This window comes from Pantoea sp. sgz302252 (genome assembly GCF_047713085.1).
Taxonomy (GTDB): Bacteria; Pseudomonadota; Gammaproteobacteria; order Enterobacterales; family Enterobacteriaceae; genus Scandinavium.
Window position 1 is genome coordinate 25,019 of sequence record NZ_JBLFJW010000024.1, and the last position, 24,972, is coordinate 49,990.

The following is a 24,972-nucleotide window of genomic DNA, read 5'->3' on the forward strand; positions in this document are numbered from 1 at the left end:
ACCGTTTGCAACAATCCTGGAGTAAAACTGAGCAGAACCAGTGTGAGAAGCTAACGTTATAGTGGCGGCGATCACACTTCTCGCTCATCCCTGCTACTCCTCCCTGGCTAATGCCTGCCAGGATGAGGACGTTGGCAGGGGAGCCTGGCACACTAGCGCCAACGTTTTAGCTAACAGGATTGGATCCCTTATGTCACAGCTAACCTTCAATAAAGAACAGTTTCAGGCTGCGCTGACGCGTCAGTGGCAGCGATATGGCCTCCAGAGTGCGAATGAAATGACGCAGCGCCAGTGGTGGCACGCCGTGAGCGGTGCCCTGGCGGAAATGCTGGCGGCGCAACCCGCGGCGAAACCTGAGAAGAACCAGCGCCACGTGAACTACATTTCGATGGAGTTCCTGATTGGTCGTTTGACGGGCAACAATCTGCTGAACCTCGGCTGGTATCAGGAAGTCACTGACGTGCTGAAAGGGCACGATATTTCGCTGACCGACCTGCTGGAAGAAGAAATTGACCCGGGTCTGGGCAACGGCGGGCTGGGGCGTCTGGCCGCGTGTTTCCTGGATTCGATGGCGACAGTGGGCCAGTCCGGTACGGGCTATGGCCTCAACTATCAGTACGGTCTGTTCCGTCAGTCTTTTGCCGACGGGCAGCAGATGGAAGCGCCGGACGACTGGCACCGTAACAGCTACCCGTGGTTCCGCCACAACGAAGCGCTGGACGTGCAGGTTGGCATTGGCGGTAAAGTGGTGAAAGGCCACTGGGAACCCGCATTTACGATGGTCGGCCAGGCGTGGGATTTGCCTGTTCTGGGCTACCGTAATGGCGTGGCGCAGCCGCTGCGTCTGTGGCAGGCCACGCATGCACACCCGTTTAACCTGACGAAATTCAACGATGGCGATTTCCTGCGTGCTGAGCAGCAGGGTATCGACGCCGAAAAACTGACGAAAGTCCTCTACCCGAACGACAACCATCTGGCGGGCAAAAAGCTGCGCCTGATGCAGCAGTACTTCCAGTGTGCTTGCTCTGTGGCTGATATTCTGCGCCGCCATCATCTGGCGGGGCGCAAGCTGGCGGAACTGCCGAAGTTTGAAGTTATTCAGCTGAACGACACTCACCCGACTATCGCCATCCCTGAACTGCTGCGCGTGCTGATTGATGAGCATCAGCTGAGCTGGGATGACGCCTGGGCTATCACCAGCAAAACCTTCGCCTACACCAACCATACTTTGATGCCAGAAGCGCTGGAGTGCTGGGATGAGAAGCTGGTGAAAGCGCTGCTGCCGCGTCACATGCAAATCATCAACGACATCAACAAGCGCTTTAAAGTGCTGGTCGAGAAAACCTGGCCGGGCGACGACGCGGTTTGGGCGAAGCTGGCAGTGGTGCATGACAAACAGGTTCGCATGGCGAACATGTGCGTGGTGAGCGGCTTCGCGGTCAACGGTGTGGCGGCGCTACACTCTGATTTGGTGGTGAAAGACTTGTTCCCGGAATATCACAAGCTTTGGCCGAACAAATTCCATAACGTGACCAACGGCATCACGCCGCGTCGCTGGATTAAACAGTGCAACCCGGCGCTGGCGGCGCTGCTCGATAAGAGCCTGAAAAAAGAGTGGGCCAACGATTTAGACCAGTTGATCAAGCTGGAAAAATACGCCGACGACGCGAAGTTCCGCAAAACGTATCGCGACATCAAGCTGGCGAATAAACAGCGCCTGGCGGAGTTCGTGAAGCACCGTACCGGGATTGAAATTAACCCTGCGGCGATTTTCGATATTCAGATTAAACGCCTGCACGAATACAAGCGTCAGCACCTGAACCTGCTGCACATTCTTGCGCTCTATAAAGAGATCCGCGAGAACCCGAAAGCCGACCGCGTGCCGCGCGTGTTCCTGTTCGGTGCTAAAGCCGCTCCGGGTTACTACCTGGCGAAGAACATCATTTTCGCCATCAATAAAGTGGCTGAAGCGGTCAACAACGACCCGAAAGTCGGCGACAAGCTGAAAGTCGTGTTCCTGCCGGATTACTGCGTGTCGGCGGCTGAAATGCTGATCCCGGCGGCGGATGTTTCCGAGCAGATTTCCACGGCGGGCAAAGAAGCTTCGGGTACCGGCAACATGAAGCTGGCGCTGAATGGCGCGTTAACCGTCGGTACGCTGGACGGCGCGAACGTTGAAATCGCGGAGAAAGTCGGCGAAGAAAACATCTTCATTTTCGGCCATACCGTGGAAGAGGTGAAAGCCCTCAAGGCCAAAGGCTATGACCCGCTGAAGTGGCGCAAGAAAGACAAAGTGCTGGATGCGGTGCTCAAAGAGCTGGAAAGCGGCAAGTACAGCGGCGGCGACAAACATGCGTTTGACCAGATGCTGCACAGCATGGGCAAGCAGGGCGGCGACCCGTATCTGGTGATGGCCGATTTCGCGGCTTACGTGGAAGCGCAGAAGAAAGTCGATGAACTGTATCGTGACCCGGAAGCCTGGACGCGTGCGGCGATCCTCAATACCGCGCGTTGCGGCATGTTCAGTTCGGATCGTTCTATCCGTGATTATCAGAGCCGTATCTGGCAGGCGAAACGTTAAGGGAGCGCTATGGAGAGCAAACGTCTGGACAATGCCGCGCAGGCGGCGGGCATCAGCCCAAGTTACATCAATGCCCACGGCAAACCTCAGTCAATTGGTGCCGACACCAAGCGACGTTTGCTCGACGCAATGCATCACAGCTCAACGGCCACCAAAGTGGCCGTCACACCGGTGCCGAACGTGCTGGTCTTTACCCACGGCAAGAAAATGTCGTTAGCGGTGGAAGGCAACGGTGATTATCACTGGATGCTGACCACGGAAGAGGGTGCGCAGCATCAGGGCAACGCCAGTGCGGGTAAAGCGCTGACGCTGCTGGCCCGTTTGCCTGAGGGCTATCACACGCTGACATTAACCCAGAGCGAAAGCCGCTGGCACTGCCGGGTGATTGTTGCCCCTGAACGCTGCTATGAGCCTCAGGCGTTGAAGCAGGGCAAAAAGCTGTGGGGCAGCTGCGTGCAGCTCTACACCTTACGTTCTGAAAACAACTGGGGAATCGGCGATTTCGGCGATCTGAAAGTGATGTTGCCGGAAATCGCCCGTCGCGGCGGCTCGTTCATCGGCCTCAACCCGATTCATGCGCTTTATCCTGCGAACCCGGAAAGCGCCAGCCCTTACAGCCCTTCTTCACGCCGTTGGCTGAACGTGATTTATATCGACGTGAATGCGGTAGAAGATTTCCGCCAAAGCAAAGAAGCGCAGGAGTGGTGGAAACTGCCGACCACCCAGCAGACGCTGAAATCTGCCCGTGATGCCGAGTGGGTGGATTACGCCACCGTCACCGCGCTGAAAATTACTGCTCTGCGCATGGCATGGAAAGGTTTCTCAAAGCGCGACGACGACCAGATGGCGGCCTTCCGTCAGTTCGCGCTCAATGAAGGGGAAAGCCTGTACTGGCAAGCGGCGTTTGATGCGCTGCACGCTTATCAGGTTAAAGAAGACGAGATGCGCTGGGGCTGGCCAGCCTGGCCGGAAGCCTATCAGAATATCGAAAGCCCGGAAGTGAAAGCGTTCTGCGAGAAACATGCCGACGAAGTGGATTTCTTCCTGTGGCTGCAATGGCTGGCCTGGTGCCAGTTCGCCGCCTGCTGGAATGAATGCCAACAGTACGAAATGCCGATTGGCCTGTACCGTGACCTTGCGGTAGGCGTGGCGGAAGGCGGTTCGGAAACCTGGTGTGACCGCGAGTTGTATTGCCTGAAAGCCTCCGTTGGTGCACCACCGGATATCCTCGGGCCGCTTGGGCAGAACTGGGGTTTACCGCCGATGGACCCGCATATCATCACTGCCCGCGCCTATGAGCCGTTTATCGATTTGCTGCGGGCCAATATGCAAAACTGCGGCGCACTGCGTATCGACCATGTGATGTCTGTCCTGCGTTTGTGGTGGATACCTTATGGCGAAACCGCTGACCACGGCGCGTATGTGCATTATCCGGTGGACGATTTGCTGTCAATTCTGGCGTTGGAAAGCAAACGTCATCAGTGCATGGTTATCGGGGAAGATCTCGGCACAGTTCCGGTGGAAATCGTCGGTAAACTGCGTAAGAGCGGCGTCTACTCCTACAAAGTGCTCTATTTCGAAAGCGACCACGAGAAGACATTCCGCGCGCCAAAAGCGTATCCGGAGCAGTCGATGGCCGTGGCAACGACGCACGATTTGCCAACGCTCAGAGGCTACTGGGAAAGCGGGGATTTAACGCTGGGCAAAACGCTGGGCTTATATCCGGATGAAGTTATCCTGCGCGGCCTGTATCAGGACCGTGAACTGGCGAAACAAGGTTTGCTGGAAGCGCTGCATAAATACGGCTGTTTGCCTAAACGCGCCGGGCATAAAGCAACGCTGATGAGCATGACCAGCACGCTGAATCGCGGCATGCAGCGTTATATCGCAGACAGCAACAGTGCGCTGCTGGGCCTTCAGCCGGAAGACTGGCTGGACATGGCCGGGCCAGTCAATATTCCGGGCACCAGTTACCAGTATAAAAACTGGCGACGCAAGCTTTCCACCACGATCGAAGCGATGTTCGCCGATGAGTCGGTGAACAAGTTGATTAAGGATTTGGATAAGCGTCGGAAGGCTGCGGGGAAATAAAAGAATCAGCGGGCTGCGAAGATTTCACAGGCCCGCGCAAGCGAAGCGCCGCCGGGCGAAAATGCCTGATGGCGCTGCGCTTATCAGGCCTACGTGAATGCAGGCCAGCACGCGAAATCAGTAGTAAGAGTGCTCACCACGCTGGTGTTCGGTCAGATCGCGAACGCCTTTCAGCTCAGGGAATTCGTTCAGCAGCTGCTTCTCGATCCCTTCTTTCAGCGTCACATCCACCATTGAACAACCGTTACAACCGCCGCCGAATTGCAGAATCGCAAACCCTTCATCGGTGATTTCCATCAGCGATACGCGACCGCCATGGCCGGCAAGCTGCGGGTTAACCGTTGCCTGCAGCATGTACTCAACGCGCTCCATCAGCGGGGCATCGTCGGAGACTTTACGCATTTTCGCGTTCGGTGCTTTCAGCGTCAGCTGAGACCCTAACTGATCGGTCACGAAGTCGATGTCCGCATCTTCAAGATACGGCGCGCTCAGCTCATCAACGTACGCGGTCAGCAGGTCAAATTTCAGGGCAGTGTCGGTGGCTTCCACCGCATCCGGCGGGCAGTAAGAAACACCGCATTCAGCGTTTGGGGTACCAGGATTGATCACAAATACACGGATTTGTGTCCCTTCTTCCTGATTCGCCAGCAGTTTGGCAAAGTGCGCTTGTGCAGCATCGGAAATACGGATCATAGCTTTGGCCTAATAGTTGACTACTTTAGTCGGTTATAATACGCCCATCACAGAGGGTCTACAAGGTGCGACACAGGCACCATACCTGAACTGACGCGGCGCCGTTTTGCAAAAGCTGGCGGGAAAGCTCGGCTACGGTGGTACCGGTCGTGACGACATCGTCCACAAGGGCGATATGGAGACCCGCGACAGCAAATTCAAGCTGAAAGGCATTTTTCAGGTTCTGCCTCCGCAGTCTGGCGGAAAGCTGATGCTGCGTGGCTGTCGGCCGTATTCGGCGTATCGCTTCTGGCTGATAACGAATACCAAGCCAGCGGGAAAGGGGTTGGCACAGCAAGTCTGCCTGGTTGTAGCCTCGTCGCCAGTGGCGGCGTTGCCATAAAGGGACGGCGACCAGCAAATCCGCGGCCTGCTGTTGCTGTTTTATCCTCAGCAACAATAACCTCGCCAGCGCTCTTGTGAGTTCGGGCTTGTTACTGAACTTCCAGCGCTTAATCAATGTGGAAAGCGGGGCAACATAATCGTTGACCGTCACCAGCGTTTGCCAGGGCGGTTCGTGGCGCAAGCAGCGTCCACACACCACCGTTTTGCTGGTGGCGGGCAATCCACACTGCGGGCAAAGTGGGAGGTTTGAACTCACCGCGCGTGTGCAGCGAGAGCAGATGCCCCAGTTCGCCAGCGCCAACGGCATTTGGCATAGCCAGCACGAGCCGTGGACTGATAGCATATCTCTTCCTCCTTTTAGAACAGTGAACGGGAACAGTAACGGATGAACGACATCGGGTGGCAAACCAAAGGCGAAGGAAATACGCATCTTGTGCTGCTGCACGGATGGGGGCTGAGCGCGGAAGTGTGGGATTGCATAACCTCTGAACTCAGCTCGCATTTCACGCTTCATTTGGTCGACCTGCCGGGGTTTGGTCGCAGTCAGGGTTTCGGGGCGATGTCACTGGAAGCGATGACGGAGACGGTGCTGGCAAAAGCGCCGGAAAAAGCCGTCTGGCTCGGCTGGAGTTTGGGGGGGCTGGTGGCAAGCCTCGCTGCACTTACGGCACCTGAGCGAGTGCAGGCGCTGGTCACGGTAGCGTCCTCGCCTTGCTTCTGTGCCCAAACGGATTGGCCGGGAATCAAACCGGAAGTGCTTTCCGGTTTTCAGCAACAGTTAAGTGAGGATTTCCAGCGCACGGTCGAGCGTTTTCTTGCCTTGCAAACGATGGGGACAGAGAGTGCGCGTCAGGATGCTCGAAAATTGAAAAGCGCGGTACTGGCGCTGCCAATGCCTTCGACAGAAGTGCTAAACAGTGGCCTCGAAATCCTGAAAACGGCTGATCTGCGCGACGCGCTGACTACCCTAAAAATGCCGTTCCTGCGGCTGTATGGCCATCTCGATGGTCTGGTGCCGCGCAAAGTGGTGCCGCTGCTTGATGCGCAGTGGCCGCAAAGCCAGTCCTTCGTTTTCCCCAAAGCGGCACATGCGCCGTTCATCTCGCATCTGGCCGAATTTTGTCAGCAGTTGCTGGCGCTCAGGCAGGTGATTCTCTGATTTTTAAGGCAAACTGGCGAAAATTCCATTAGCGACAATACTTAGGGAACGCTGCGTTTTCACCGCAGCGTTCACATAAAATGGTCCTATGGAGAGTACGGCTATGAAATTTGCTTCAGGTATTGTTGCGGCACTGGTTATGGGTTCACTCTCTTTTGGCGCTTTTGCGGCTAAAGAAATTTCTAAAGAAGATGCGGCGAAAATGAACCTGACCAAAATTGGTTCGGTGACCACTTCGCGTACGACTTCGCCGATGGACGCTAAGCGCGATCTGTCGAAGAAAGCCGACGAAAAAGGCGGGACGTATTTTGTGGTGATTGCGGGTGAGAAGAACGAGAAAAACGTTCACGCTAACGCAGACGTCTACAAGTAAAAGCAAAAAGCGGGCTTGCGGCCCGCATCTTCTTTTCTACGACTGAAGAACCCACCACTCCCGAACGCAGGCTTTCCCTTCCGGACAACTTTTACAGCTTCCGCTCAGACAATCAGAGACATCGTCCGTTACGCGCTTCGCTTTGCCCATCGCTTCCAGACGCAGCAACATGGCTTCAATCATCGGCTGCGGCGTGTGCAGGACATGGCTGAGCTGTTGCACTTCCATTCGTCCTTGTAGTGCCAGCAGATCTCGCAGTTCAATCATCGAAGCCATGGTGCATTCCTTAGTGGCAGTCGCCAGCCGGGCTGTTACAGCAGCTTTCTACCGTTTTGCGAGTCGCCAGCAAATTCACATTCACCCGGCTACGAGCGCGGCGTAACAGGCCAATCACCACAACGTTGAACAGCACCACGGCCAGAATACAGACCAGGCTGTAACGCGGATGCTGCTGGAAGCTGCTGACCTGATAGAACACAGTAGAGAGCGAATACGCGATATTAAGCCCCCACAATACCGAGAAGCCCATCCAGCCACGGCTCGACTCACGGGAAATCGCGCCCATCACTGAAATGCAGGGGATATAAAGCAGAACGAAAATCAGGTAGCTGTAGGCCGCCGCGGCGCTGCCAAATTTGCTGCTCATCACGCCCATTGCGCCGGTCGCCATTTCACCATCGCCTTTGCTGGCTTCAATCGGGTTAGCCAGCACGCTCAGGCTGAAGGTGTCTTTCAGGCTCTGCCAGGTTTCCCCTGCGGCGGCACCCAGTTCATCCAGCACGTTAAACGTTGCCGGGTCGAACGCTTCCTGCTGGATATTTTCGGCGGTGTACAGCGTGTTCAGCGTACCGACCACCACTTCTTTAGCCATCGCGCCCGTGAACAGGCCAACTGTTGCCTGCCAGTTATCTTCATGCACGCCAATCGGCTTGAACAGCGGGGTTATCACGCGGCTGACCGAGGCCAGTGCGGAATCGTTGATATTGTCCGCCGCTTTACCGCTCAGCGTGAAGCTGTTCAATGCGCTGAGGAAGATGCTGACAATCACAATTACTTTACCTGCACGCAGGACAAAGCCTTTCAGGCGCTGCCAGGTTTGAATAATCAGGCTTTTCAGATGCGGAACGTGATAGACCGGCAACTCCATCACAAACGGTGAGGCTTCCCCGCGCATGATGGTGTGCTTGAGCATCAGGCCCGTCAGGATAGCCATCACGATGCCCAACACATACAGCGAGAAGACCGTCAGCGCGCCTTGCTGCCCAAAAAAGGCCGCTGCAAAAACAGCGAAGATGGCCAGGCGTGCGCCACAGGACATAAACGGCGCCATCATGATGGTCATCAGACGCTCACGCGGGGCATCCAGCGTGCGTGCGCCCATCACAGACGGCACGTTACAGCCAAAGCCGACAATCAGCGGCACGAAGGATTTGCCCGGCAACCCCAGCGACTGCATCAGGCGGTCCATCACGAACGCCGCACGCGCCATATAACCGGAATCTTCAAGGAACGAGAGGAACAGGTACATCATGCCGATTTGTGGCACCAGCGGCAGCACGGTGTTGATCCCGCCGCCAATCCCCTGAGCGAGGAAAATAGTCAGCCATTGCGGGAAGTGCAGGATGGCGCCAATCCACTGAATGCCGTGAATAAAGATAGCGACCGAACCGCCGTCAAAAATCGGCTGCAGCGCCCCGCCAATGTTGATCGCCAGCAGGAACATTAAGTACATGACGAACAGGAAAATCGGCAGACCGAGGAAACGGTTAAGAATGATTTTATCCACCGCCGTGGTGAACCGGCTCGGTTCGGCGGTAAGGGTGTTGCTGACCACGTCGCACACGGCGGCGATGGTTTGATAACGGGCATCGGCGATGTGCAGCGCCGGATCGTCCATTTCGGTTTTCAGCCGAGCTTCTGCCACTTCGAGTTGCTGCGCGGCTTCACCGGCGTAATTGCGGCTATAAATATCGCCTTCCAGCATTTGCAGGCCTAACCAGCGGCGCTGCTTTAACGGCATTTCCGGGCTGATGGCCTGCGCCAGCCAGTCGGCTTCACGCAGCAGCGGTTTGGCGTAATGCACCAGCTCGATATCGTCGTTGGCCTGATGGCGGTCGATGCTCATCTTCAGGGCTTCAATGCCGCGGCCACGGGTCGACACCAGCGGAATAACAGGGCAGCCAAGACGTGCAGCCAACGCATCCACTTCAATGCGAATGTGTTGCTTCTCGGCGATATCCAGCATGTTCAGCGCCACGATGCAGGGAATGCCCAGCTCCAGCAGTTGCAGCGTCAGATACAGGTTGCGCTCAAGGTTGGAAGCATCCACCACGTTAATCAGCAAATCGGCATCGCCACTGAGGATGTAGTGGCAGGCAATTTGCTCATCCAGCGAGGTTTGTGAAGAAATTGTGGTCAGCGAATAGGTGCCGGGCAGGTCAACCAGCGTCACCTGATGGTCGGTGGTGCTGAACTGGCCTTCTTTACGCTCAACGGTGACACCCGCCCAATTCCCGACTCGCTGGCGCGCGCCCGTTAACTGATTAAATAAAGTCGTCTTTCCTGAGTTGGGGTTGCCAATTAAGCCAAGGGTTAATTTTTTCATAGGAATAAACTCGCTGTCTCTGGCAGGCATTAACGGCTAAGCGCTTCTGTTTCAATCAGCGCCAGGTCTTTTTTGCGTAATACGAGGCTGACTCGGCGAGTTTCAATATGGACAGGATCGCCAAGAGGGGCGACGCGAACCACATGAAAAGAAGACCCAGGCAACATGCCAAGGGAAAGTAATTTTTGCCGGTAAGCCGGGCTAATCTCTGCTGAGAACCCGGTAATTTTCCACATACTGTCTGGAGTGAATTGCATAAGACCTGCTTTGTTTGCTAGCCGATTAACTCTTCATTCGCGCACAGTGGCGGATGAAACCAACGATGATGCCAACAGGGAAAGGATAAAATATCAACAATGACGATGATAATGAGAATGGTTTCCGTCTTCAATCCATAAACTGTGACCGAATGTTGAAACGGGGCTTAATTCACAGGACTTTTGACATGGCTCAATATTTAGCGCGCTTGCGGGTGTTTACGGAAGAGTGCAGTTGTTACCAGAATGAAAATAAGTGCGAGCAGAATTCGGGAAAGGGTAAAAATATCTGTCTTGCGACTAAAAAGGCCCCCGGAAATAAGAGGGCCTGAACAGAGAAAAATTATTTCTTCTTAAGGGCGGCAGCCAGCGCGTCCATCATGGCGCTGTTGCCTGCTGGCTGAGTTTCACGTCCGCGTGGTTTTGCCGCTTTCGCGGCTGGACGGTTGTTTTGCTCACGTCCGCCACCGCTGCCACGACGGGAATTCGTGTCGCCAGGTTGTTCGTCCAGACGCATGGTCAACGCGATACGCTTACGTTGCAAATCCACTTCCAGTACTTTCACTTTGACGATATCGCCCGCTTTCACCACGGTGTGCGGGTCTTCAACGAACTTGTCCGCCAGTGAAGAGATGTGCACCAGACCATCCTGATGCACGCCGATATCGACAAACGCGCCAAAGTTAGTGACGTTGGTCACCGCACCTTCCAGCACCATGCCCGGCAGCAGGTCGTTCATGGTTTCCACGCCGTCGGCAAACTTCGCGGTTTTGAACTCCGGACGCGGGTCACGGCCCGGTTTTTCCAGCTCTTTGATGATGTCGGTCACGGTCGGCAGGCCGAAGCGCTCATCGGTGAAATCTACCGCTTTGATGTTGCGCAGTTCGTTGCCGTTGCCCATCAGGTCTTTCAGCGCCTGCTGAGTGGCTGCCAGAATGCGCTCCACAACAGGATACGCTTCCGGGTGAACCGTGGAGGCATCGAGCGGGTTATCGCCGTGGTTGATACGCAGGAAGCCCGCACACTGTTCAAACGCTTTTGGCCCCAGACGGCTGACTTTCAGCAACTGCTGACGGTTCTGGAACTGACCGTTCTCGTCACGCCAGGACACGATATTCTGCGCCATCATGCGAGTCAGGCCTGCGACGCGTGTCAGCAGCGGAACGGAAGCCGTATTGAGGTCAACGCCGACGGCGTTCACACAGTCTTCTACCACCGCGTCCAGCTTACGTGCGAGCTGAGTCTGGCTGACATCGTGTTGATACTGGCCCACACCGATGGATTTCGGATCGATTTTCACCAGCTCTGCCAGTGGATCTTGCAAGCGGCGTGCGATAGAGACCGCACCACGAATAGACACGTCGAGATCCGGGAATTCCAGCGCCGCCAGTTCAGAGGCGGAATAAACTGACGCGCCTGCTTCACTGACGATAACTTTCTGCGCGGTGACTTTCGGGAACTGCTTCTGCAGGTCGAGGAAGAAACGCTCGGTTTCACGCGAAGCCGTGCCGTTACCAATCGCTACCAGTTCAACATTGTGCTTTTCGCACAGTGCGGCAACCGCGACAGCGGCTTTTGCTGCCTGGCCGGTGTGAGGATAAATGGTGTCCGTCGCCACCAGTTTGCCGGTGCCATCCACAACGGCGACTTTTACGCCGGTACGCAGGCCGGGATCGAGGCCCATGGTGGCTTTCAGGCCAGCAGGGGCAGCCATCAGCAAGTCGTGCAGGTTACGGGCGAAGACGTTAATCGCTTCGTCTTCCGCACGTTCGCGCACGGTGCCCATCAGTTCGGTTTCGAGGTGCATCAGCACCTTGATGCGCCACGTCCAGCTCACCACGCCTTTACGCCAGCTGTCTGCCGGAGCATTGTTCAGACGCAGACCCAGATGGTCGGTGATGATTTGTTCGCAGTAGCTCTCTTTCGGCGGCTCATCAAACTGCGGATCGGCGTTCAGGGAAAGCTGCAAAATCCCTTCGTTGCGACCGCGGAACATCGCCAGCGCGCGGTGAGAGGGCACGCCGGAAATCGGTTCGTGATGATCGAAGTAATCGCGGAATTTCGCGCCTTCTTCCTCTTTGCCGCTGACGACCACGGCCACCAGATGGGCGTTCTTCCAAAGATATTCACGAACTTTCGCCAGCAGCTGCGCGTCTTCAGCAAAGCGCTCCATCAGAATGTAGCGTGCGCCATCCAGCGCGGCTTTGGTGTCGGCCACGCCGTTATCGGCATTGATAAATTTGGCGGCTTCCGTTTCCGGATCGTGCGACGGCTCGTTCCACAGCAGATCGGCCAGCGGCTCAAGGCCTGCTTCAATCGCAATCTGCCCGCGGGTGCGGCGCTTCGGTTTGTACGGAAGATATAGGTCTTCCAGCTCGGTTTTGCTCAGCGTGCCGTTAATGGCTTTTGCCAGTTCGTCCGTCAGCTTGCCCTGATCGTCAATCGACTTAAGAATCGACTGGCGACGCTCTTCCAGTTCGCGAAGATAGCCAAGACGAGTCTCCAGATTACGCAGCTGGGTATCGTCCAGCCCGCCGGTGACTTCCTTACGATAACGTGCAATAAACGGCACGGTGTTCCCTTCATCAAGCAGACGAACGGCAGCTTCTACCTGTTCGTTTCTGGCCTGAAGTTCACCCGCAATAATGCGGCAGAGCGAATCATTCATCATGGCTTTTATCATCTGGTTGTTCGAAAAACAGGGGGATAGTTATACGGATTGACTGATGAAAATGCCAGTTATCCGTGCGCCTATCAGAGTGTTCCAGGCGAGTTATTTGACGTACTCGATCTCGTTGACATACCAGGTCGCCTCGCCGCCAGGCGTCTGCACCAGCGCCAGATCGCCGACTTCTTTTTTCAGCAGCGCGCGGGCCATTGGAGAATCGATCGAGATGTAATCTTTGCGACCAAAAATCTCGTCATAACCGACAATGCGAAAGCGCTTCACATCGCCGTCGTCATTTTCAATTTCGACCCACGCGCCGAAGAACACTTTGCCTTCCTGCTGCGGGGAATAATCGACAATCTTCAGATTTTCCAGGCACTTTGTGAGATAACGTACCCGACGGTCAATTTCACGCAGACGCTTTTTGTTGTACTGATAGTCAGCGTTTTCACTGCGATCGCCCAGGCTCGCGGCCCAGGTCACCTTTTTGGTGACTTCAGGACGCTCTTCACGCCAGAGGGTGTCCAGCTCTTTTTTTAACTTCTCATACCCTTCTCGGGTGATTAGCGGCGTTTTCATAGTAATGCTACCTTGTGACTACCTGCTCTTGCGCACATTTTGCCTCAAAGTCTCAGTGAATTGGCTAAAAAATAGTTTTCTGTGATGAAATGTACAGATAAGCTGCTGTTAAATATGCTTTGTAACAATTTAGGCTAGAATTTATACCAGATTTAACTGGAGCGTAGCGTAGGCTTTTTTGAGAATACGCACTCTGATTGTTGCGAATCTTCTGGGAGTAAAACCAATGCAAGAGAATTATAAGATTCTTGTTGTGGATGACGACATGCGCCTGCGTGCGCTGCTCGAACGTTATCTGACCGAGCAAGGCTTCCAGGTTCGAAGCGTAGCCAACGCCGAACAGATGGACAGGCTGTTAACCCGTGAATCCTTCCACCTGATGGTGCTGGATTTGATGCTGCCTGGCGAAGATGGCCTGTCTATTTGCCGCCGCCTGCGTAGCCAGAGCAACCCGATGCCGATCATCATGGTGACGGCGAAAGGGGAAGAAGTTGACCGTATCGTGGGCCTGGAAATCGGTGCCGACGACTACATTCCTAAGCCCTTCAACCCTCGTGAACTGTTGGCGCGTATCCGTGCCGTGCTGCGTCGTCAGGCGAACGAACTGCCAGGCGCACCTTCGCAGGAAGAAGCGGTTATCGCCTTCGGTAAATTCAAACTGAACCTCGGCACGCGTGAGATGTTCCGTGAAGATGAGCCAATGCCATTGACCAGCGGTGAGTTCGCGGTCCTCAAGGCGCTGGTCAGCCATCCGCGTGAACCGCTGTCTCGCGACAAGCTGATGAACCTGGCGCGTGGCCGTGAATATTCGGCCATGGAGCGTTCCATCGACGTACAAATTTCCCGTCTGCGCCGCATGGTGGAAGAAGATCCTGCGCATCCGCGTTACATTCAGACCGTTTGGGGTCTGGGCTACGTGTTCGTGCCGGACGGTTCTAAAGCATGAGGCGAATGCGCTTCTCACCACGAAGTTCATTTGCCCGCACGCTGCTTCTCATCGTCACCCTGCTGTTCGTCAGCCTGGTGACGACCTATCTTGTGGTGCTGAACTTCGCGATTTTGCCGAGCCTTCAGCAGTTCAATAAGGTTCTGGCCTACGAAGTTCGTATGCTGATGACCGACAAGTTGCAGCTTGAAGACGGCACCCAGTTAGTGGTGCCGCCGGCTTTTCGTCGTGAGATTTACCGCGAGCTGGGCATTTCGCTCTACTCCGATGAAGCAGCGGAAGACGCAGGCTTACGCTGGGCGCAACATTACGAATTCCTTAGCCAGCAGATGGCGCAGCAGCTGGGTGGCCCAACCGAAGTTCGCGTTGAGGTTAACAAAAGCTCGCCGGTGGTGTGGCTGAAAACCTGGTTGTCACCCAACATCTGGGTGCGCGTTCCGCTGACAGAAATCCATCAGGGCGACTTCTCGCCGCTGTTCCGCTATACCCTGGCGATTATGCTGTTGGCGATAGGCGGCGCGTGGCTGTTTATCCGAATACAAAACCGACCCCTTGTCGATCTCGAACATGCTGCCTTGCAGGTCGGGAAAGGCATCATTCCGCCGCCGCTGCGTGAGTATGGCGCGTCGGAGGTGCGGTCGGTCACGCGAGCCTTTAACCATATGGCGGCAGGCGTGAAACAGCTTGCCGATGACCGTACGTTGTTAATGGCGGGTGTGAGCCATGATTTGCGTACGCCGCTGACCCGCATTCGTCTGGCGACAGAGATGATGGGTGAAGAGGACGGCTATCTCGCGGAATCCATCAACAAGGATATCGAAGAGTGTAACGCTATCATCGAGCAGTTCATCGACTACCTGCGCACAGGCCAGGAGATGCCAATGGAACTGGCAGACCTCAATGCCGTGCTGGGTGAAGTGGTGGCTGCGGAAAGCGGTTACGAGCGTGAGATTGAAACCGAAATGCAGGCAGGTGAAATTCCTGTGCGGATGCATCCGTTGTCGATCAAACGTGCCGTTGCCAACATGGTGGTGAACGCCGCTCGCTACGGCAATGGCTGGATAAAAGTCAGCAGCGGCAGCGAACCGAACCGCGTGTGGTTCCAGGTGGAAGACGACGGTCCAGGCATTAAACCTGAACAGCGCAAACACCTGTTCCAGCCGTTCGTTCGCGGTGACAGCGCACGCAGCACCAGCGGCACAGGCCTGGGTCTGGCGATTGTGCAACGTATTATCGACAACCATAACGGCCTGCTGGAAATTGATACCAGCGAGCGTGGTGGGCTATTGATTCGTGCGTGGTTGCCGGTGCCGGTTGTACGTACGTCCAGCGGCACCAAAGAGAGTTAAAAAAATGCCCGTTGCAGAGAATGATGCAACGGGCTTTTTGTTTTGTGCGGTCTGATGCCCTCACCCCGACCCTCTCCCACAGGGCGAGGGAGCAAACACTAAAAACCTTCTCCGAAGAGAAGGTTTTGCAGTTTACCTCGGTCCAGCCTCAACCAATGCCGCACCCGCAGGGGTGTCGGTGTACTTCTCAAAGTTTTCCACAAACAGTTTTGCCAGCGTTTCTGCTTTTTCCTGCCACTGTTCTGGGGATGCGTAGGTGTTACGCGGGTCCAGAATGTGTGTGTCCACGCCCGGCAATTCGGTCGGGATTTGCAGGTCAAACATCGGCAGGGTGAAGGTTTCGGCTTCATCCAGCGAACCGTCAAGGATAGCGTCGATAATCGCACGGGTATCTTTGATAGAGATGCGCTTGCCAGTTCCGTTCCAGCCAGTGTTCACCAGATAAGCCTGCGCGCCAGAAGCCTGCATGCGTTTCACCAGCACCTCAGCGTACTGGGTTGGGTGCAGCGACAGGAACGCCGCGCCGAAACAAGCAGAGAAGGTTGGCGTTGGCTCGGTGACGCCGCGCTCGGTGCCTGCCAGTTTCGCTGTGAAGCCAGAAAGGAAGTGATACTGCGTCTGGTTCGCCGTCAGGCGGGAAACCGGCGGCAACACACCGAAGGCGTCAGCGGTCAGGAAAATCACCTTCGTAGCATGACCGGCTTTCGACACTGGCTTAACGATGTTGTCGATGTGGTAAATCGGGTAGGAGACACGGGTGTTTTCGGTCTTCGACGCATCGTCAAAATCGATGCTGCCATCGGCACGTACGGTGACGTTTTCCAGCAGCGCATCACGACGGATCGCGTGGAAGATGTCCGGTTCGGCTTCTTCAGACAGACGAATCGTCTTCGCGTAGCAGCCGCCTTCAAAGTTAAACACGCCGTCATCATCCCAACCGTGTTCGTCATCGCCAATTAAGCGGCGTTTCGGGTCGGTGGACAGGGTGGTTTTGCCGGTACCCGACAGGCCGAAGAACACCGCCACATCGCCTTTTTCGCCGACGTTCGCTGAACAGTGCATCGAAGCAATGCCTTTCAGCGGCAGCAGGTAGTTCATGATGGAGAACATCCCTTTCTTCATTTCGCCGCCGTACCAGGTGCCGCCAATCAGCTGGACACGCTCGGTCAGGTTAAACGCCACGAAGTTTTCAGAGTTCAGGCCCTGTTCTTTCCACTGCGGGTTGGTGCACTTCGCGCCGTTCATCACCACGAAATCAGGCTTGAAGGTCGCCAGCTCTTCGTCGGTTGGGCGAATGAACATATTTTTCACGAAGTGGGCCTGCCATGCCACTTCAGTGATAAAGCGCACGCACAGGCGGGTGTCGGCGTTGGCGCCGCAGTAAGCGTCGATAATAAACAGGCGCTTACCAGAAAGTTGATGGGTAACGAGTTTCTTCAGATGCTGCCAGGTTTCGGGGGAGAGCGCTTTATTGTCGTTCTTACCCTTACCTTTATCTGCCCACCACACGGTGTCGCGGGTGGTGTCGTCACGGACAATGTACTTATCTTTCGGCGAACGGCCGGTAAAGATACCGGTGTTGACATTGATAGCACCAAGATTCGTCAACACGCCTCGCTCGTACCCTTCCAGATTGGGGTTGAGCTCTTCCTGATACAGAGTGTCGTAATCGGGGTTGTAGACGATATCCTGAACGTCATTGATACCATAAGCCTTGAGATCCTGCGGGGTAATACCATTAACACGCATATCACTGCTCCTTAGCCAAATGTTCTGCTAATGATTGTAGGGTTTTTCAGAGGTTTCTTACCGCGACGAGGCTCATAGAATTGCGTATCCGGACTGATGTCAAACTAACGGAAAACACGGTGACTCCTGTCACGAGGCGAGACAGATTATGGCAGGAAACGTTTTTGAATGGGGGGAAATGTTCTTAAACGGTTAACGAATGGTTTAATGAACTGATGGAATGTGAATGTAATCGCATTCCTGAAAGAAAATGACGAAAGCGTTACAGCAAAAATCGATTCACTTCGCGGCTGGTATTCTGAAAAGCGTGATCAAGGCGTGCGCATTTTTTAAGCGTGAACGACAATACGGCTTTCTCTGACAGGGTGGTTGCTATGGAAAACAGGATTTCGCAGGTGGCCCGCGCGAGCGTGGTGGGAGTGGGTGCGTTGCTGGGTGGGCTTTTTTACTTTATTGCCCGCTATTACCAGTTCCCGCACGGTATTGACGATAACTTGTGGTATTTGGCTATGACCGTGATGGCGGTGCCTCCGGTGGTGATGGTGGCGACCGTTTTCACCGCGACTCGCCGTTCGCTTGTACAACGACTGACGGGAGTGATGAGCGTTGCGGTGTTACTGCTGTTGTTCACGGTTGTCGCCAGCTGGTACGACAATCTGGCAGGGTTGGAAAAGTGGGATTTGCAGCCGTGGTGGCTTGGCTTTGGCGCACAGTTGATGCTGATTGGCTTGCTGGCCTTACCCTGGCTGCAATGGCGGTTTGAATCCTCAGACGAACCGGCGTTCTATCACGCATTTTATCGCCGCTGTTGGGACAACGGGTTAACGATGCTGATGGTTGGCATCGCGGTGGGTCTGTTCTGGCTCATCATGCTGCTCTGGGCGAAGCTGTTCCAGATGATCAATATTGAACTGTTTTACAAAGCCTTTTTTGAAACGGGCTGGTTTTTTGCCGTGACAACGGGTGTGATTGCCTCCGCCATCGTGCTGCTTGCCCGCAGTCAGGAGAAGAAAGTGAAGGCGGTGCAAAATCTGCTGACACTGGTCGCCAGTGGCTTCCTGCCGCTCATCTCACTGCTGGTTTTGCTCTTCCTGCTGGCGTTGCCGTTTGTTGGCCTGAGCACACTGTCACACCGGATCTCTGCGGCAGGGCTGCTCAACTGCCTGGCGCTGGTTTCGCTGATGCTCATCGTGGTGGTCTGGCGCCCTGAACGCGCTCAACTGCGTTACCCGGCGGCACTGCGTTATCTGGTATCAGCGGCGATAGTCGTTCTGCCTGTTTATGGCTTTATCGCAGCCTGGGCGCTGTGGCTTCGCATCGATCAGTATGGCTGGACACCGGAGCGCCTGTACGGCGTGATGGTCACAGGGATCACGGTTATCTGGTCGCTCGGCTACTGCGCTAGCCTGCTGTTCAGCCGTCAGGAGCCGCTTCGCCTGCAAGGCAAAGTGACGCCCACTGTTTTTTTGGTCGTCCTTGCGCTGTTGGTTTTGCTGCGCACGCCACTGCTGGATGTCTCGAAGATTAGCGTGGACGATCAGATGGCTCGCTATCAGGCCGGAACGATCACTGCGGATCAGGTGAGCTTGTATCTCTTCAGTCAGGCTGGGGAACCAGGGCGTAAGGCGCTCATCGCCTTGCAAAAAGACGAGAAGTTTATGGCGGACCTGCAACGCAAACGTGAGCTCACCATGCTGCTTACCCCACGCGGGCAAGACAATGCGGTGCTCGATAAAGCCGAGTTAAAAGAAATGATTGCCGTCGCACCGGGCATGCCATTACCGGACGATGGTTTCTGGAAGGCACTGGGCGCTGATAACTACTCTGCACAGGGCTGCCTGGTGACGAAAGACGATTGTCTGCTGGTGGCGCAGGATCTCAACGGAGATGGAAAACCAGAGTGGATCTTGTTCCAGTTTACCGAGAACAACGCTGGCGTTTATTCCCGAGATGAACAAAGTGCCTGGAAACGGGTTGGCTACTCGCGACAATGGCCTAAAGCCTTAACGAAGGCGGAAGTGCTCAGGGCGCTGGATCAGAAAAAAGTCATGCCACTGAAGAAAGACTGGGACGATATGTCGATATTTGGCGAACGGCTCGGGATTGATTACATGAGCAATTAATGGTTCTACACTAAGCTCCCCAATGAACCGGGGAGCTTTTTTGTATTGCCCGGCGGCGCTATGCTTGCCAGGCCTACAAGCCCAAAGCGTGTGGTAGGCCGGATCAGCGCTAGCGCCATCCGGCATTTCGCCCAATCAATGAATCTGCGGGTCTGCCGGAGAAGCGTTGTTACGAATTTCCGCAATGTCCATGGCGTTGAAGACGTAATGACTGCTGCAATAATCGCAGTGCATGTCGATTTCACCGTCATCGGCCAGGATGCTATCGACCTCTTCATCCGGAAGGGTTCTTAACGCATCGGCACAGCGTTCACGGGAGCAGGTGCATTTGAACTCCACCTTTTGCGGATCGTAGACCGTCACTTCTTCTTCATGGAACAGACGCCACAACACATCATTTGCTGGCAGGGTGAACAGCTCTTCTGCTTTGATGGTGTCGGCCAGGGTTGCCAGGTGTTCAAAGTCCTGGACCTGAGCGTTTTGCGCAGGCATCACCTGCAGCAGAATACCGCCTGCGGCTATTTTGCCTTCGTGCTCACCGGTACGGATGATCAGACGCGTTGGCAGCTGTTCAGAACGCAGGAAGTAATCTTCCAGGCAGGCCGCCAGGGTGTCCCCTTCCAGACCGACCACGCCCTGATAACGCTCGCCTTCTTCTGGCGCAATGGTGATCACCAGATAGCCGTTACCGACCAGCGTTTTTAAATCGGCATCTGCCGGAATATCACCCTGGACACGAGCCACACCGCGCAGCTGCTGATTGTTGTTACCGTTAATCACCGCCAGCGACATTGGGCCATCGCCCTGAAGCTGCACCGTGATATCCCCGGCAAACTTCAGCGTGGCAGTCAGCAGGCTGGTGGCAACCAGCAGCTCGGCCAGCACGTTCTTCACGGGCTGCGGGTAGTTGTGGTTTTCCAGCACCTGGTCCAGCGTTTCGGTGACGGTGACCAGTTCGCCGCGTACGGCCACGTTTTCAAACAGATAGCGGTGTAATTGATCGTGTTGAATCATCGTTTTCTCTCTTAAGGGGACGGTTACTCGCGGTCCCCATGTTTAAATCTCATCAGGTCGCGGCGCTCTTTTTTATCAGGGCGACGGTCCGGGTGCGGCATGGTCAGCGCATTCAGCTTACGGGCGACGGCCATTTTTTCCCGTTTCTCGATGCTTTCCGCGGTCTCTTCATACATCAGAACCGCTTCAGAGGCTGGGCGACGCTGCTCGGAAATGCTTTTAACCATCACCGTGCGTTCGTCATTACCCTGACGAAGCGTCAGCGTGGCGTTCAGTTCCATCACTTTGCCCGGCTTGCTACGCTGGCCGTTGTAGTGAACTTTGCCGCCTTCAACCATCTCACGCGCCATGGCGCGAGTTTTATAAAAGCGGGCCGCCCAGAGCCATTTATCCAGCCGGACGGCTTCTGTGGGCTTCTCTTTCATGGTTTCTCCTTCACCGAATCGCGGGGATCAGCCGACGATAATCGTTCAGTGCCGGGTGACGCTGATACTGCTTTTCCGCCACGCCAGAATCCGGATTGGTGACGCCCAGGCAATAACGAATGCCAAATAACGCCGCGGCATCCAGAATGGGCTCGCTGTCGTCAATGAACACCGTTTTGTGAGCGTCTAACGCTGTCTCTTTTGCGACGGCACGCCACAGGCGCTGATCTTCTTTCGGATAACCAAATGTGTGGGTGGAAAGTAATAAATCAAGGTGTGAAGCCAGGCCGGTATGTTCCAGCTTCACCGCCAGATTGTGTGGATGCGCATTGGTGAGCAGCACTCGACGCTTCCCGCTGGCCTTCAGAGCATCCAGAAAAGGTACCGTGTCTTCGCGAAGCACGGCATTTGGGCCTTGCGCAGTGGTCATGGCGCAGATATCCAGCCCAAGACGGTCGCTCCAGTAATCCAGACAGTACCAGTTTAGCGTATGCTGCACGGCGTGATATTCCTGACTTATCCGCAGCTTCGCTTCCTCAACGCTGAGGCCGTTTTGCGCGCCATAGGTTTCAGGAACCAGCTTTTGCCAGAAATGGGTGTCGAAGGCGAGGTCGAGAAGGGTACCGTCCATGTCCAGCAAAACGGTATCCACCTCTTGCCAGGCGATATCAAAATGCATGTTGCGTCTCCAGCCGAAGAATGCGCGACAGGGTATCACACCGGTCGCGCTTGCGGGAGCAGGGCGGGTTAGCTGTCTGAGCTTTCCTGGCGCAGGGCATCCGTGGGCGGGATTAACACCGGATTGATGCAGCTATCGTAATACTTCTGTATTTCCGCCCTGCGCATGCGGTGACGCTGGTAGCGTCGAAGTGCCTGAAGGGCGTTCCAGACAAAGCACACCAGCATTGCCAGCATCAGCAGCGTGGTGCTGATGTAACGCCACAGCCCGGAACTGTCCGGAATGTGGTGCAGGTTAAGATGGCGAGTGCCGTTAGCATCGGTAAACAGATTGGTGACAATACCTTCTGCCACGAAAGGGGTGTGCATGAGCATTCCGGCCAGGCGCTGAAACTCAGCCCATTGCTCGTGCGCCGGATAATCATAGAGAGAAACGGACGGCCAGGGCTGCGAGACCAGGTCGCTGCCTTCGTCACTGGAAATCAAAAAGCCGCCCGGAGCCGGGCTGTTTAACGCTTGTGCCGCTCGTGCCGTTTCCCGCATCACAAACGGCGCGGTGGACGTGGTGACCAGATTATCCAGCGATTCCGCGCTAACCGGGCGAAGCAGAACGTTAACGCCGTCGAGCTTGCCGGAGCTGGCTCGTTTGGTCAGCGTTTCCCAGTCACGGGTATTACCGAGGTTAACCAGCGCATTCTTCAGGCGCGCACAGTCATCTTCAGCGGAACACAAATCTTTTGTTTTCAGCACGATGTCGGCGAAATCATCCAGCAGCACCATGCCTGATTTCTGAATGGCGGATCGCAACGCCGGGCTCACGCGGGAGCTGTCATCCGGAGTAGGATGCAACTGACGGTTCACCGCCTGCATCAGTGCCGTGGCCTTGGTAACCACTTCGGATTCCGGCAGTGGCAGCGGAGGCGCATCGTTCCAGATAATCTGAGAGCAATCGAACGGCATGAACGGCGAGTTTTCCTGCGCCGTCCAGGTGCCAGGCGAATGAATATTGCACATGCCGATGCCGGTGATATGCAGCGTATCGCCAACACGAACGCCCGCTTTATCGAGCTGGCTCACGGTGGTAGCTTCAATCGTCTGCGCGCCTTTCAGCCACGACAGCGTGAATTTAAATGGCATCCCCAGCGGAACGCTAATCCACAGCATCAGCACAATCAGCAAGGCGCCGCCCGCGATAATGGCGCTACGCAGCCAGTGCTGAAGCGGGAAATGTTTTACTTCTTCGTGCAGGGACAAAAAACGGCCCTGACGAACGACATGCCGATCGAGGTAAATATCGATATCCGTTTGCTGGCCTAAATCCTGGCCGATATACGGCTGCCAGTGGCGCGGATAAATCAGGTCAATAATGCCCAGCGAGATATTGTTGATCTGTTCCTGATCGTTTTCCCCAAACAGGCCCCAGCGCTTTGGTGTGCCGCGCAGGCAGTGAATTTCCCGCAGCGATGTTTTGGACGGCGGCGCAAAAAGCCCCCAAAGCCCGAAGGCCAGCAGCAACACTGCACCGCCAGCCACCCAAGGCACAAAGACCTCTGGCACCATCAAGGCGCAGAAGAACAACAGGAAAGCGCTGACGATAAGCAACGCTTCACGTAAACCGTCCGGACGACTCAGCGCGTACTCTTCGCGGCTTTCCTGGCGAATATTCAGCAGTTCAATTTGCTCGCTTTCTTCACCGCGAATGGAAGCCTGAGTGGCAGGGCGTTGTTCAAGGGCGTAACCACGTGCTTCCTGCTTGTGGTCCTGAAGAGTATGCCCGTTGAGCGAGATGACCAGCGGCAGCGAATCGGTATGGATAAGCTCCACCGTGTTTTCATCGTTAATATGCTGTTCCCAGAACGGCGGGAGGTGAATTTCAACGGAATCGAGGAAGTAGCGCCATTTGTTCGGATCGTCGGTGGTGATCCCGTAGCGAGTGATCGATCGGGTGACGCAGTAGACGGTATTGCTTTGGGCATTGAGGGTTAACGCTGTCGGCGCGACAGTGGCACCGGAAGCGGGCACTTCCAGCGTGCGGCTCAGGCCTTCGAGATAACTTTCGGCGGCAGCACGTTCGTCCGCGCTCAGTTTACGCGTGGTCGCGCCCACAAAAGCATGCAGTCGGGGAAGTCTTCCGTGTTGTAAGCGCTGTCGATAATACCACCCTGCAAGCAATGCGCAGACCAGCATAGCAGCGAGGAGAATCAAAAAGGTGCCCATGCTTTTCCCATCATACTTATTCTTACAGGTTTCGTCGGTTGCCCATTAACACAGAACGTGAGCCCGTAGTTAGCTATCGGCACGCATCACCCAGAACTTGAAAGATTAATTACGTTCTGACGCAACATTTGAGGATATCAGAGGTCAGTAAATGCGAATATCAGCAAATTCTCAAATTCATTGCAACCTCTTGACTTTTTGATCAAAAAAGTGACCCATGCAAAAAGTTATGCGAATGTAAATACATAGCGCCAGGAATTGCCTAAACTGTGCGGCATGTCGCACAATTACCCTGTTATCACCCAAAACTCAGGTCACCATGGATAAACCATTAACAAAACCCACCCTGCATAAAGTTGAAACCGTTGCTCGTTCACGGCTGTTTACTGTGGAAAGTGTGGACCTGGAATTCAGCAATGGCGAACGCCGTGTGTACGAAAGAATGCGTCCTTCTACGCGCGAAGCCGTGATGATAGTGCCGATTGTTGACGATCACCTGATCCTTATCCGCGAATATGCCGTGGGCACAGAATCGTACGAACTGGGCTTCTCTAAAGGGCTGATTGACCCCGGCGAAAGCGCCATGGAAGCGGCAAATCGCGAGCTGAAAGAGGAAGTGGGCTTCGGGGCGAATCAGTTGACGTTCCTGAAAAAGCTCAGCATGGCACCGTCCTACTTTTCCAGCAAAATGAACATCATCGTTGCTGAAGACCTCTACCCTGAATCATTGCCGGGCGATGAGCCAGAACCGCTGCCTCAGGTTCGCTGGCCGTTAGCAAATCTGATGAGCCTGCTGGATGAGCCGGACTTTAACGAAGCCCGCAATGTCAGCGCGTTGTTCCTTGTGCGCGAATGGCTGAAAGGGCAAGGGCGTTTGTAGCGACCTGATATCCTCTCCTGTAGGGCGAGGATGCAAACATAAAAAAACGGCGACCTCAGGGCCGCCGTTCAGACTGCTGACAAAGAAGGAAAAAGCGTGGTTTTTCCTTCTTTGTGGTTATCAGCCGAAAATCAATAAATTGATTTTCCTTGTTTCTTATTAGGCACCCTATGACAAATCTTCATTCGTTAGAGGTTTGTC

Annotated in this window: 20 protein-coding genes; 8 read left to right on the plus strand and 12 right to left on the minus strand. The window is 55.1% G+C overall.

Going from position 1 to position 24,972, the window contains the following annotated elements; genetic code table 11:
- The first annotated feature begins 190 nt into the window (after nt 1–190).
- Both malP and malQ read left to right on the plus strand, forming a co-directional pair.
- Nucleotides 191–2,581 carry a maltodextrin phosphorylase gene (malP, locus tag ACLW56_RS17335; protein ID WP_330984983.1) on the plus strand — a complete coding sequence of 797 codons (2,391 nt, stop codon included), beginning with the start codon at nt 191–193 and terminating at the stop codon, nt 2,579–2,581.
- 9 nt (nt 2,582–2,590) lie between these two features.
- Nucleotides 2,591–4,672, plus strand: a complete 2,082-nt coding sequence (malQ, locus tag ACLW56_RS17340) for a 4-alpha-glucanotransferase (protein ID WP_330984984.1) — start codon at nt 2,591–2,593, stop codon at nt 4,670–4,672.
- 117 nt (nt 4,673–4,789) lie between these two features.
- Here malQ and nfuA read toward each other — a convergent pair whose 3' ends face one another.
- Complete coding sequence (nfuA, locus tag ACLW56_RS17345) at nt 4,790–5,365, minus strand: Fe-S biogenesis protein NfuA (RefSeq protein ID WP_330984985.1); 576 nt, start codon at nt 5,363–5,365, stop codon at nt 4,790–4,792.
- Nucleotides 5,366–5,423: 58 nt separating this feature from the next.
- Nucleotides 5,424–6,092, minus strand: coding sequence for a DNA utilization protein GntX (gntX, locus tag ACLW56_RS17350; RefSeq protein WP_330984986.1), 669 nt, complete (start codon nt 6,090–6,092; stop codon nt 5,424–5,426).
- Between the two features lie 42 nt (nt 6,093–6,134).
- Here gntX and bioH point away from each other — a divergent pair, with 42 nt between their 5' ends.
- Together bioH and ACLW56_RS17360 are read left to right on the plus strand one after the other, a co-directional pair.
- Nucleotides 6,135–6,908: a pimeloyl-ACP methyl ester esterase BioH gene (gene bioH, locus ACLW56_RS17355; RefSeq protein ID WP_330984987.1), complete on the plus strand. Its 774-nt coding sequence runs from the start codon at nt 6,135–6,137 to the stop codon at nt 6,906–6,908.
- A 103-nt stretch (nt 6,909–7,011) separates the two neighbouring features.
- Nucleotides 7,012–7,281 carry a YdgH/BhsA/McbA-like domain containing protein gene (locus ACLW56_RS17360; RefSeq protein WP_330984988.1) on the plus strand — a complete coding sequence of 90 codons (270 nt, stop codon included), beginning with the start codon at nt 7,012–7,014 and terminating at the stop codon, nt 7,279–7,281.
- A 36-nt stretch (nt 7,282–7,317) separates the two neighbouring features.
- Here ACLW56_RS17360 and feoC read toward each other — a convergent pair whose 3' ends face one another.
- From feoC to greB, 5 genes are all read right to left on the minus strand, one after another.
- Nucleotides 7,318–7,557 (minus strand): [Fe-S]-dependent transcriptional repressor FeoC, encoded by a 240-nt coding sequence (feoC, locus tag ACLW56_RS17365; protein WP_330984989.1) that lies wholly within the window; start codon nt 7,555–7,557, stop codon nt 7,318–7,320.
- A gap of 10 nt (nt 7,558–7,567) precedes the next feature.
- Nucleotides 7,568–9,886 carry a Fe(2+) transporter permease subunit FeoB gene (gene feoB / locus ACLW56_RS17370; RefSeq protein ID WP_330984990.1) on the minus strand — a complete coding sequence of 773 codons (2,319 nt, stop codon included), beginning with the start codon at nt 9,884–9,886 and terminating at the stop codon, nt 7,568–7,570.
- A 29-nt stretch (nt 9,887–9,915) separates the two neighbouring features.
- A complete protein-coding gene (feoA, locus tag ACLW56_RS17375) occupies nt 9,916–10,143 on the minus strand; it encodes a ferrous iron transporter A (protein WP_330984991.1) in 228 nt (75 codons plus the stop codon).
- A 343-nt stretch (nt 10,144–10,486) separates the two neighbouring features.
- Nucleotides 10,487–12,814 carry a Tex family protein gene (locus ACLW56_RS17380; RefSeq protein ID WP_330984992.1) on the minus strand — a complete coding sequence of 776 codons (2,328 nt, stop codon included), beginning with the start codon at nt 12,812–12,814 and terminating at the stop codon, nt 10,487–10,489.
- 102 nt (nt 12,815–12,916) lie between these two features.
- The gene (gene greB, locus ACLW56_RS17385; RefSeq protein ID WP_330984993.1) at nt 12,917–13,390 is read right to left on the minus strand and encodes a transcription elongation factor GreB; all 474 of its coding nucleotides are present in this window, start codon (nt 13,388–13,390) and stop codon (nt 12,917–12,919) included.
- A 226-nt stretch (nt 13,391–13,616) separates the two neighbouring features.
- Between greB and ompR the strand changes: the two genes are divergently transcribed.
- On the plus strand, nt 13,617–14,336 hold the full coding sequence (gene ompR / locus ACLW56_RS17390; protein ID WP_001157751.1) for a two-component system response regulator OmpR: 720 nt from the start codon (nt 13,617–13,619) through the stop codon (nt 14,334–14,336).
- The gene (gene envZ / locus ACLW56_RS17395) at nt 14,333–15,685 is read left to right on the plus strand and encodes a two-component system sensor histidine kinase EnvZ (protein WP_330984994.1); all 1,353 of its coding nucleotides are present in this window, start codon (nt 14,333–14,335) and stop codon (nt 15,683–15,685) included. The genes ompR and envZ overlap by 4 nt, the downstream gene beginning before the upstream one ends.
- A gap of 132 nt (nt 15,686–15,817) precedes the next feature.
- On the opposite strand, the gene pckA is transcribed toward envZ, so the two are convergent.
- Nucleotides 15,818–17,434, minus strand: a complete 1,617-nt coding sequence (pckA, locus tag ACLW56_RS17400; RefSeq protein WP_330984995.1) for a phosphoenolpyruvate carboxykinase (ATP) — start codon at nt 17,432–17,434, stop codon at nt 15,818–15,820.
- A 374-nt stretch (nt 17,435–17,808) separates the two neighbouring features.
- Between pckA and ACLW56_RS17405 the strand changes: the two genes are divergently transcribed.
- Complete coding sequence (locus ACLW56_RS17405; RefSeq protein ID WP_330984996.1) at nt 17,809–19,557, plus strand: DUF4153 domain-containing protein; 1,749 nt, start codon at nt 17,809–17,811, stop codon at nt 19,555–19,557.
- A gap of 135 nt (nt 19,558–19,692) precedes the next feature.
- On the opposite strand, the gene hslO is transcribed toward ACLW56_RS17405, so the two are convergent.
- From hslO to ACLW56_RS17425, 4 genes are all read right to left on the minus strand, one after another.
- A complete protein-coding gene (gene hslO, locus ACLW56_RS17410; RefSeq protein WP_330984997.1) occupies nt 19,693–20,571 on the minus strand; it encodes an Hsp33 family molecular chaperone HslO in 879 nt (292 codons plus the stop codon).
- Nucleotides 20,572–20,594: 23 nt separating this feature from the next.
- Nucleotides 20,595–20,996, minus strand: coding sequence for a ribosome-associated heat shock protein Hsp15 (gene hslR / locus ACLW56_RS17415; RefSeq protein WP_330984998.1), 402 nt, complete (start codon nt 20,994–20,996; stop codon nt 20,595–20,597).
- 10 nt (nt 20,997–21,006) lie between these two features.
- The gene (yrfG, locus tag ACLW56_RS17420; protein ID WP_330984999.1) at nt 21,007–21,675 is read right to left on the minus strand and encodes a GMP/IMP nucleotidase; all 669 of its coding nucleotides are present in this window, start codon (nt 21,673–21,675) and stop codon (nt 21,007–21,009) included.
- A gap of 68 nt (nt 21,676–21,743) precedes the next feature.
- The gene (locus ACLW56_RS17425; protein WP_330985000.1) at nt 21,744–23,891 is read right to left on the minus strand and encodes an intracellular growth attenuator family protein; all 2,148 of its coding nucleotides are present in this window, start codon (nt 23,889–23,891) and stop codon (nt 21,744–21,746) included.
- Nucleotides 23,892–24,210: 319 nt separating this feature from the next.
- On the opposite strand from ACLW56_RS17425, the gene nudE reads away from it, so the two are divergent.
- Nucleotides 24,211–24,771 carry an ADP compounds hydrolase NudE gene (nudE, locus tag ACLW56_RS17430; protein WP_330985001.1) on the plus strand — a complete coding sequence of 187 codons (561 nt, stop codon included), beginning with the start codon at nt 24,211–24,213 and terminating at the stop codon, nt 24,769–24,771.
- Nucleotides 24,772–24,972 lie beyond the last annotated feature (201 nt).